The 8,480-nt window shown below is 68.1% G+C and carries 9 protein-coding genes; 7 read left to right on the top strand and 2 right to left on the bottom strand.

The window, feature by feature from the left end; all coding sequences use genetic code 11:
• On the bottom strand, positions 1–269 hold a 269-nt coding region (locus tag ABZ318_RS28735; RefSeq protein ID WP_356905364.1), incomplete at its 3' end, for an IS5 family transposase.
• Positions 270–305: 36 nt separating this feature from the next.
• On the opposite strand from ABZ318_RS28735, the gene ABZ318_RS28730 reads away from it, so the two are divergent.
• The 7 genes from ABZ318_RS28730 to ABZ318_RS28700 all read left to right on the top strand — a co-directional run bounded on the left by ABZ318_RS28730 (position 306) and on the right by ABZ318_RS28700 (position 5,813).
• Positions 306–935 carry a class I SAM-dependent methyltransferase gene (locus tag ABZ318_RS28730; protein WP_356905362.1) on the top strand — a complete coding sequence of 210 codons (630 nt, stop codon included), beginning with the start codon at positions 306–308 and terminating at the stop codon, positions 933–935.
• A gap of 213 nt (positions 936–1,148) precedes the next feature.
• On the top strand, positions 1,149–1,502 hold the full coding sequence (locus ABZ318_RS28725) for a hypothetical protein (protein WP_356905361.1): 354 nt from the start codon (positions 1,149–1,151) through the stop codon (positions 1,500–1,502).
• A gap of 17 nt (positions 1,503–1,519) precedes the next feature.
• Positions 1,520–3,469, top strand: a complete 1,950-nt coding sequence (locus ABZ318_RS28720; protein ID WP_356905360.1) for a hypothetical protein — start codon at positions 1,520–1,522, stop codon at positions 3,467–3,469.
• 65 nt (positions 3,470–3,534) lie between these two features.
• Positions 3,535–3,672 carry a hypothetical protein gene (locus ABZ318_RS28715; protein WP_356905365.1) on the top strand — a complete coding sequence of 46 codons (138 nt, stop codon included), beginning with the start codon at positions 3,535–3,537 and terminating at the stop codon, positions 3,670–3,672.
• Between the two features lie 196 nt (positions 3,673–3,868).
• Positions 3,869–4,627, top strand: coding sequence for a hypothetical protein (locus ABZ318_RS28710; RefSeq protein ID WP_356905359.1), 759 nt, complete (start codon positions 3,869–3,871; stop codon positions 4,625–4,627).
• Positions 4,617–5,252 (top strand): Fic family protein, encoded by a 636-nt coding sequence (locus ABZ318_RS28705; RefSeq protein WP_356905358.1) that lies wholly within the window; start codon positions 4,617–4,619, stop codon positions 5,250–5,252. Before ABZ318_RS28710 ends, ABZ318_RS28705 begins: the two co-directional genes overlap by 11 nt.
• 207 nt (positions 5,253–5,459) lie before the next feature.
• Positions 5,460–5,813, top strand: a complete 354-nt coding sequence (locus ABZ318_RS28700) for a hypothetical protein (protein WP_356905357.1) — start codon at positions 5,460–5,462, stop codon at positions 5,811–5,813.
• 908 nt (positions 5,814–6,721) lie between these two features.
• Here ABZ318_RS28700 and ABZ318_RS28695 read toward each other — a convergent pair.
• Positions 6,722–7,987, bottom strand: coding sequence for a replicative DNA helicase (locus tag ABZ318_RS28695; RefSeq protein ID WP_356905356.1), 1,266 nt, complete (start codon positions 7,985–7,987; stop codon positions 6,722–6,724).
• Positions 7,988–8,480: the final 493 nt, after the last annotated feature.

Raw genomic sequence — 8,480 nt, 5'->3', positions numbered from 1 at the left:
CAGTCCACCTCCGCCCGGGACTGGGCCGCTGACAGCAGACGGTCGAAAGTGCCGTCGGCGGCCCAGCGGGCGAACCGCCCGTGGACGGTCTGCCAGGGTCCGTACCACTCGGGCAGGTCGCGCCAAGGAACCCCGGTCCGCAGCCGCCACAGCACCCCATTGACCACCTGCCGGTGATCACGCCACGGACGGCCACGCCCATCCGCCCGCGGCAACAGGGGCTCTATTCGCTCCCATGTCGCATCCGTCAGCTCACCTCGACCTGCCACAAGATCGATGATCAGACCGGCTATAGAGTCCCGCCTGTGGCGAATCATCAGGACGAGACCAGGGCGGCCTACGACGGAGTCGTCGAGCTGTACGCATCGCTGTTCGCAAACCGGCTGGAGACACAACCGTTCGCCCGGGCCATGATCGGCACCTTCGCCGAACTGGTGCGCGCGACGGGCAACCCGCGGGCAGCTGACGTCGGGTGCGGGCCCGGACATCTGACGGCCATGCTGCACGAACTGGGCCTGGACGCCTTCGGGCTCGATCTCTCCCCCGGCATGGTCGACCACGCCCAGCGGGCCCATCCGGCGCTGCGCTTCCAGGAGGCGCGGATGGAGTCCCTGCCGATCGAGGACGGTGTGCTCGGCGGCGTCCTGGCCCACTACTCGATGATCCACACCCCTCCGGGAGAACTGCCAGGACTGCTCGCCGAGCAGGTACGCGTCCTGGCTCCGGGTGGTCTGCTCCTGGTGTCCTTCTTCGGGACCGATGGACCGGAGCCGGTCCGGTTCGACCACAAGGTGGCACCTGCCTACAGCTGGCCTGCGGACCACCTCGCCGAACTGCTGGCCGATGCCGGGCTCGTTCCCTTCGCTCGGCTGCTCCACGATCCAGCCTCCGAACGGGGCTTCCTCGACGCCCACCTGCTGGCCCGCCGTTCGTAGGTCCTGCCTGGCAATACCCGCCAGGTGTCGGAGCACCCCCGGACTACCGGCTCGGCGGACGCTCACTGATCCGACACGGATTGTCAGACAGGCCCTAGCGGGAGGAGCCCGAGATTTCCCGCTGGGTCGCGCACGAGTGGCCACGCATCAAAAGGGGGCGGTGAATACACGTGCCTGGAGCGATTACCCGCCTACGCACCCGAGCTCAACCCGGTGGAGCTGCTCTGGTCGTCGCTCAAGACACGCGAACTCGTCCACCTCGCCGGCGCCTACCTCGCCGATGCCGCCGAACAGGGCATCCACCGCATCAACCAGAACCAGCAAACTGCCCTGGTCCTTCCTCACCCACACCGGACTCACCATCCACCCGCCGACCCCACCAAACTGCTGACGCCGCGCTCCGTAGCCAGGACCCGCAGTCGGTCCCGGACGGCCCGGGTGGTCTTGATGCTGGGGTCCTGCTTGCCCACGGCACCGATTCTGTACCTCCGGGGCCCGCGCGGCGACAACCTGGCTGCGCGGCGAGCCTTGTCGGTGGCGCGGTGCATGATGAAGGGGATGCCGTGACTGACGTGGGGGGATTCATGAGTGTTGAAGAGCCGTCGGCCTGGCTGCCGTCCGAGTTTCTGCGGGCGATCGCCTCACAGTCCGCGGCCGGCTCACCTCCCGCACGCATGGCCGTGGAGCGCGTGCGGGGTTTGCCGGACAGCGGCGCCCGCAACGGCTTGGTCCTCGCTTTGCTCGGCGGGGCGTATCGCGATGCTGCGCCGGAGTGGCTGCTCCAGGTCGCGATCGACAGTGGACTGCGTGAAGAGGGTGCCCATCTCTACGCCGGATCCCCCATGCAACTGGCCTTCACGGCTCTTTCTCACCCCTCATGCACCCAGGCTCAGAGGGAGCAGGCGCTCGGCCGCTGCTCGACCGCGCAGCTTGGCGTGCTCGGGCATGAGGGGTGTGGTGAGGTGATGGCTGCGGCGGTCGTGGCCGAGTTGCGGCGCCGAGGCCCTCATGGTCGGCCGATGTCGGTAGAGGGCCTGGAGAAGCCCAGTGCCGCGCAGGTAGTTCTTCGTGATCCGCAGTTGCACAGTTCCGTGTTCTTTGCGGCCCTTGAGCTTCTGCCGGCCTTCCCTGAGCTTTCGGGTGGTACCGCCTCTGAGAGTAATGACGTCCTTGCAGACCACGAGGCGTTCATGGCGGCATGTGAGGCGTGGGAGTCCATGTGGGCGGGTGTGGTCTCCGTCCACACCGGCCGTCATCGGGAACTGCTCGAGTGGTCCGAGGGCTCCCGCGCCAATCGGGCCATCCGCGAGTGCATGCTGGGCAGCATCCCTTGGGATGTGGAGGCTTCCTTGCTGGAGGAGGTGGCCCTGGAGCACCTGGCCGGCTTCGAGAAGCGGGTCCTGATCACCCGAGCCTGTCGGATGCTGAGGGACGGGCTGTCCAAGCAGCAGGTGTGTGAACGTCTTTCCAAGGAACTGGAGGCCTTGTCCGCGGCGGACCTCCGCCAGTTCAACAGGCTCACCAGCGAGGACTTCGCGCTTCACGACGTCGCTCTTCACGGCGCGGTTTTCTGGGTGCAGTCGGCGGCGGAATCCACCTGGCGCCACCTTCTCAGCCCGTCGGAGGCGAGGCCCCGCTTCGGCAACCCGTACACCTGGCGTGCTTCCGAGGAGCTCCTTGCAACCCTCGGGCGGCGCTTCGCTCAGCAGGCGATGGAAGCTCTTCGTCTGTGGGAGCCCGGCTCGCAGACCACTCGCCCGTCGCCGCAGGACCTACGCTGGCTGCACTCGCTGCTCGTTCACCTTCCCGACATCACCCCGGAGGTGAAGCAGAAGGCCCGTGCAGTGCTCCAGCACACCCGCCCGCAGCACCGAAGCCGTTGGGAGACTGCCAGCTTCGTCGCCGACCAGCGCGAGCGCGAGCTGGCCGGCCTCAGGGCCGCCGTCGAGGGCATCCTCGGAGACCCCACGGCGGTAACGAGAAGTACGGCCCTGGGCGATCCGGAGCAGATCACCGTGCAGCGCCTTGCCCGGATGTCCGACGACGTCCTGATCGACTATCTCTCCCGTCATGCGGGCAACGACGAGCTCGTCGAGAAGACGCTGCTGGCTTTCGCCGGCCGCAGCTCCTACGGGGCGAAGATCCATTTCGCCGACGTTCTGACGCGCCACTCCGCTCCCGATGCGGCCCTTCTCCAAATCACTACCGGTCTGCGCAAACGGCTGGGCGGCGGCCCGCAGCTTCGTGAAGGGTGGGCACGCCAGGTTCTGCGGCTCCCGGACTGTCCCGCGGATGTCATCTGCGCCCTGCCGGCCTGGACCGCGCTGACGGTCGGTGGCCCCGAGCACGGCACCGCTCACCCGGTAGTGGTCGCGCTCGTGATCGATGCTCTCGGCGATGACGAGGAAGCCTGGGCCCGTTTCGCCGACAGTCCCGCCTCGTACGCCGGCCCCACCGCCTGGCTGCGTCTCGGCGACATCCTCACCGCCGCTGCCGACGGCACGCCATGGCCCAAGCCCCCGGCCGGACGGTAAACACGCACGCAAAGCCTCTGCCCGACTTCAGGCACGACAGTTCCATCTCACGTAGGGATCGCGGCGTGGCAGATCACCAATCGGAGCCCTCGCCAATCGTCACCGGACTCGCCGCAGTCGGGAAACCCACCGCTCTCCTGGACGTGGGCCGTGCCTGCCACCTCGCCCACACCACGTACACCAACAGCCCCGTCATAGCGTGATCTTGGGGCCATCCCCACGGGAGCGGGGAGCAGGCCTCCTGTCGCTTCTCGGGCATCAGGTACCGGCGTGCTCTTCGGAGTGCTCAGCCGCGTACAGATGAACGTATCCAGCCGAGTGCCGCACCGGGCGGAGCGGACGACCCGGCAGCGTCGTGCTGTGTGCTCCGGCAGGAGATCGGCGGCACCGGAAACTTGCGTGACGAAGTCATGGGCCTTTGGCATGATCGTTCAGTTGTCCTGCCCTGCCCGGTTCTGGAGGAACACCACGACCATCAACTACGAGCTCGCTCCGGCCTGGCTGCCGTGGTCTGCCGTCGATCCCGACCTCATCGCCTTCGCCTGGAACGAAGCGGAGGCATCTGAGATCACCGCAGTGATCGCCTCGATGGTGCCGCCTGACGGTGTCGGGTGGGACGAGAAGCATCGCTTCGCCACCGAGGTCACGGCGTTCCTGGCGGCCCGATACGGCCGGTGGGCCTGCGGATGGGATTGGGCGGTCGGCGAGGGCGGTGGTGGTGGCGTCGTCACCAACTGGTGCTGCACTGCCCATTCTGTGGGTGGGCCCGCCGCAACGGCCGCCAACGTGGTCGCGTCGCTGCTGGAGTGGCGCGACTGGCTGGAGGAACTGAAGGAGCGGTTCGAGCAGTTGGCTCCGCCCGCCGGAGCGGATGCCGAGGAACGCAGCTGGCACCTGGAACGGGCGGCCACCCGACTCGTGACCGTGGTCGTGGACCGCACGGGTGCCGAATGCGGCTGGTACGGGCTCTGCCGCACGGTGCTGACGTGGTTCCTGTCTTCCACGGGCATGGGGCCGGAAGGCGCGAAGGACGCGGTCGACACCGCGATCGGTGGTCGGTTCAAGAGCTGGACCGTGCCGTCGCGGATCCTGATCGACGCGGTGGGAGAGGACCTTGCCGTAGATCTGACCGGGGTGCAGTCCTACCGTGACCACTGACGCCTTGGCTACCTGGCTCCGGATCAGGAACCAGATCGACTGGACTTCCGCGGCCGGCCGGATGCCGGCCCCGGTCGAGCCCGTCGTGGACGGCCTCATCACCTGGTGCCGTGAGGGGGGCCGTTCCCCGGGCCTCGCCCGGGGCCGTCGGTTGCTCGCGGCGCTGGCTCAGTCGCGCACAGACGCTTCCCACAAGCGTCCCCTCACCTGCGCACTTCTGACTGGATGGCAGCAGCTGGTCCTTGGCACGCCTGAGGTCCGATTCCGACAAGGCGACGCCTTCGCCAAAGGCGGCCGCGAACGCTACGCCCTGACGCCGCGCACCCAGCGCGACTTCGGACACTGCCTGCGCGAGAGCGCCGACCCCCGAGTGCCCCTGGCCTCCCGCGCAGCCAGGGCCTATCTGGACGTGATTTTCTTTCACCCCTTCCCGGACGGCAACGCCCGCCTCGCCATCCTCACCCTCGGCTACGTCCTGGAATCAGAGGGAGTCCGATTGGACCAGGTCGGCCCCTTGCAGACCACGCGCTATGCGGACGACGCCGCCGGGGCGGCAGATCTGGCTGCCCTGGTCTTCGTCCTCATCCGCTCGACCCACCAACGGGCCAACAGATTCCGTCACTGAGGGAGCAGCCTTCTTTCAGGTTCTCTTGATCAGTCTTGCCGAGAGGTGAGCACGTACATCCGTACTCGGCTGAGCACGTTTACGTGTACGCCGGCAGAGGTTCGAGGAGATCGACCGCGGGGGGGCGGTTTCGCCACGGACGAGCTGGAGGGCGACTTCGGCGCGGGCGGCGAGGGCGAGGGGGTCGGGGTTCTCGGCGTAGGAGGCGTGGACGATGCGGTCGAGGCCGTGACTCTGTTCACCAGCTCGCGGGCGTCGCGAGCGGCGGCGGTGCCGGGCCCACACACCGCACGCGGCCCCGAAGGCGCGCTCGACGTGTATCCGCGCACGCTGGCCGGCCTGCCGTTACTGTTCAGCATGGCCGGCGACCCTGCCACCCCCGACCGTGCAGCGGTGGTCACGCTCCTGCTCAGCATCGGCCGTGAAGCCGTCGAGCGCACAGACTTCCACGACGGCATCGTCCATGGTCTCGACGGCAGCGAGTCGACGGCCTACTCGGACACCGTGGCACTGATGCGCGAGCGCGGCGAGGTGTTCGTCTCCTATGCCCAGGACCCCTGACCCTCAGGTGCGCGGGGCGGCGATCGAGGGGCTGGGACTGTTCCCCCGCTGGCCTGCTCGACGAACGTCTTCTCGCGGCCACTACGACAAGAGCCTCCGCAGTGGAATCCGCCCCTTGCAGCCGCACATCGATTTCTGGGACAGCACATTTTCCAGCGGACAGACCCCCACAGCCGAGGAATCCCCCTGTACAGCTCGGGCGTGAGGGTGAACAGGTAGCGGGGCGTTGACGCAGGCGGGCAGGCCGGGCCGCTCTGTGTCGCGGGCCGTCAGGCAGAGCACCGTGGGCTACAAACGTCCAGGCCTCCGAAGGCCTGGACCTAGAACGCGGCGGCCGCCTCGTTCGCGGATGCCCGGTTTCTTCTTCCGGTCGGTCCGGTTGGCGATGAGGGTCTGGCGGATTTCGCCGTCGGTTGTCCTCGTCGCGTTCGTGGATCGCGTGGGACCAGCGGGTGTGCCAGCGCCGCTCGACGCGGGCGAGGAGCTGGGCGGGGGTGCGGTGGGTGAGCTCGGCGAAGAGGATGCCGGGCAGGTTCCGCGGGAACCGGTGGCCGAGGGTCTGGAGCATGGGCTGGGGGAAGCCCTGCATGATGAAGCCGATCGGATCGCCTCCTGGCCCCTTCCTCCACGTACGGCAGGGGCAGGGGTCCGTTTCCGGGACCCTGGTGCCGCAGCGTGCGCATCGGCCCTGGCACTCCGCGCAGACCCCGTTGTTCAACCCTTCAAGGTGCGGCGCCGGCGCCGGCCGCATTCCAGGCAGCACGACGCGCACAGACCGCACAGGCGCTCGTCGCCCAGGCGGGTCGTCCAGGATCGCTGCTGGCAGCGGCAGCACAGGTGCGCCTTGCAGTAGTCACTGTGCGCCCCGTCGTACCGGCCGAGGTGTTCGAGCACTGTGGTTTCTCCTTTCAGACCTGCGCCATGTCGACGAAGCGGGAGTAGTGGCCCTGGAAGGCAACGGTGATGGTGGCGGTGGGGCCTTGGCGGTTCTTGGCGACGATGAGGTCGGCATCGCCGGCGCGGGGCGAGTCCCTCTCGTAGGCGTCGTCGCGGTGCAGGAGGATGACCAGGTCTGCGTTGTCTTCCAGGGCTCCGGAGTCGCGCAGGTCGCTGAGCCAGGGCTTCTTGTCGATGCGGGTCTCGGTGCCCCGGTTGAGTGGGGAGAGGGCGACTACCGGCACGCCGAGTTCGGTGGCGAGGAGCTTGAGCCGACGGGAGATCTCGGAGATCTCCTCGTAACGGGACTCCATGGGGCGGGTGCCGTAGGTGAGGAGGTGCAGGGCGTCGACGACGATGAGCTTGATGCCCTTCTGCGCGCACAGGCGGCGGGCGCAGGAGCGGAGGCTGGTGAAGTTCGAGTAGGCCCCGTCCTGGATGTAGAGGGGGGCTGTGGCAAGTCGGGGCAGACGGCGGGCGATGCGGGTCCAGTCGTCGTCAGTCATGGTCCCTGAGCGCATGTGGTGCAGGGCGACGCGGGCTTCCGCGGAGACCAGCCGCATTCCGACCTCGCGCCGGCCCTGTTCCAGGGTGAAGAGCACGGCAGGGAGTCCGTGGGCGATGCTGACGGAACGGAGGATGTCCTGGGCGAGGGTGGATTTTCCCATGGCGGGGCGGCTCGCGATGACGATGGGCTGCCCGGGGTGCAGGCCGTTGGTCAGAACGTCGAGGTCTCTGAAGCCGGTGGGCAGTCCCGTGCATCCGCTGCTGCCGATCGCTTCGATGTCGTCAAGGGTGCCTTCGAGGACGTCGGCGAAGACGACCGCGGCGGGCGGGACGTCGCATCCCCGGACGGTGGCGGCGAGGATCTCGGCCTGGTCCTCGTCGGTGATGGCGTCGACGTTGCGGACATCGCCGTCGTCGACCAGGTTCTCGATGTACTCGGTGGCTGCCTTCATACGACGCAGCACAGCCAGGGCTTGGACCCGCTCGGCGGACTTCAGCCACCCACGGCCACGGGTGGTGTCGGCCAGGTCCGCGATGTACGCGGCGCCGCCGGCCGCCTCGGTCTGCTCGTTCTTGGCGAGCCGTTCGCGAACGAGGGGCACGTCTGGGATCTGTCCTTCACCGTACAGGGCCAGGATCGCGTCGTAGATGACCGTGTGGCGGCGGTGGTAGAAATCGGTGGGGTGCAGGAGCTCGATGACGTCGGCGATCGCGTCCCTCGACCGGAGCATCCCCCGCAGCCCCGCAGCACGGAGCGCTCAGCCTTGGTGTCGGCGTGAGCGTGTTCGGACGTGGGCGTCGTCGGTCAACAAGTCCCCCCTGGTGAAGCGAAATCTGGCTTCCTGGCTGGTGATGCCCCTGGGACAAGATTAGTGACCCTGCTGTGCCGACGGGGGCGGAGTCCGCTCCGTCGTTGGCCTGTCCGCTCGGAAACCCTCGTTCCGCCCTCACCGAACCTCCCCGCTCCTGTCGGCCGTCGGTGCTTCGAAGGTGGATCGCCAGGGTGCGCTGCCCGTCGAGCCGAAGGCCGGAATGCCGGACGGCTCGTCTTGGTGTCGAGCGGACCGCGACGTCTTCCGCGTCGCGTCTGCACGACGGCCTTCGCTGGGGTGGTCTCGTGGACGGTATGTTCTGATGGATCCCCAGATGTTCCAATGCAGCCGCGGCGTCCTCGACGTAGCCGGTGCGGGAGAAATCGGGGGCACTGTCGGAGAGGCCGTGTCC

Origin of the sequence: Streptomyces sp. NPDC006197 (assembly GCF_040613865.1) — a bacterium.
In the GTDB taxonomy this organism is placed as follows: domain Bacteria; phylum Actinomycetota; class Actinomycetes; order Streptomycetales; family Streptomycetaceae; genus Streptomyces.
The sequence above is the reverse complement of the archived record's forward strand: the minus strand, read 5'-3'. Positions and strand labels throughout refer to the sequence as shown.

What these genes read in the sequence shown, in the direction of transcription:
- ABZ318_RS28720 (WP_356905360.1), top strand. Translation starts at nt 1,520, where the DNA reads ATGAGTGTTGAAGAGCCGTCGGCCTGGCTGCCGTCCGAGTTTCTGCGG.
- ABZ318_RS28695 (WP_356905356.1), bottom strand. Translation starts at nt 7,987, where the DNA reads ATGCTCCGGTCGAGGGACGCGATCGCCGACGTCATCGAGCTCCTGCAC.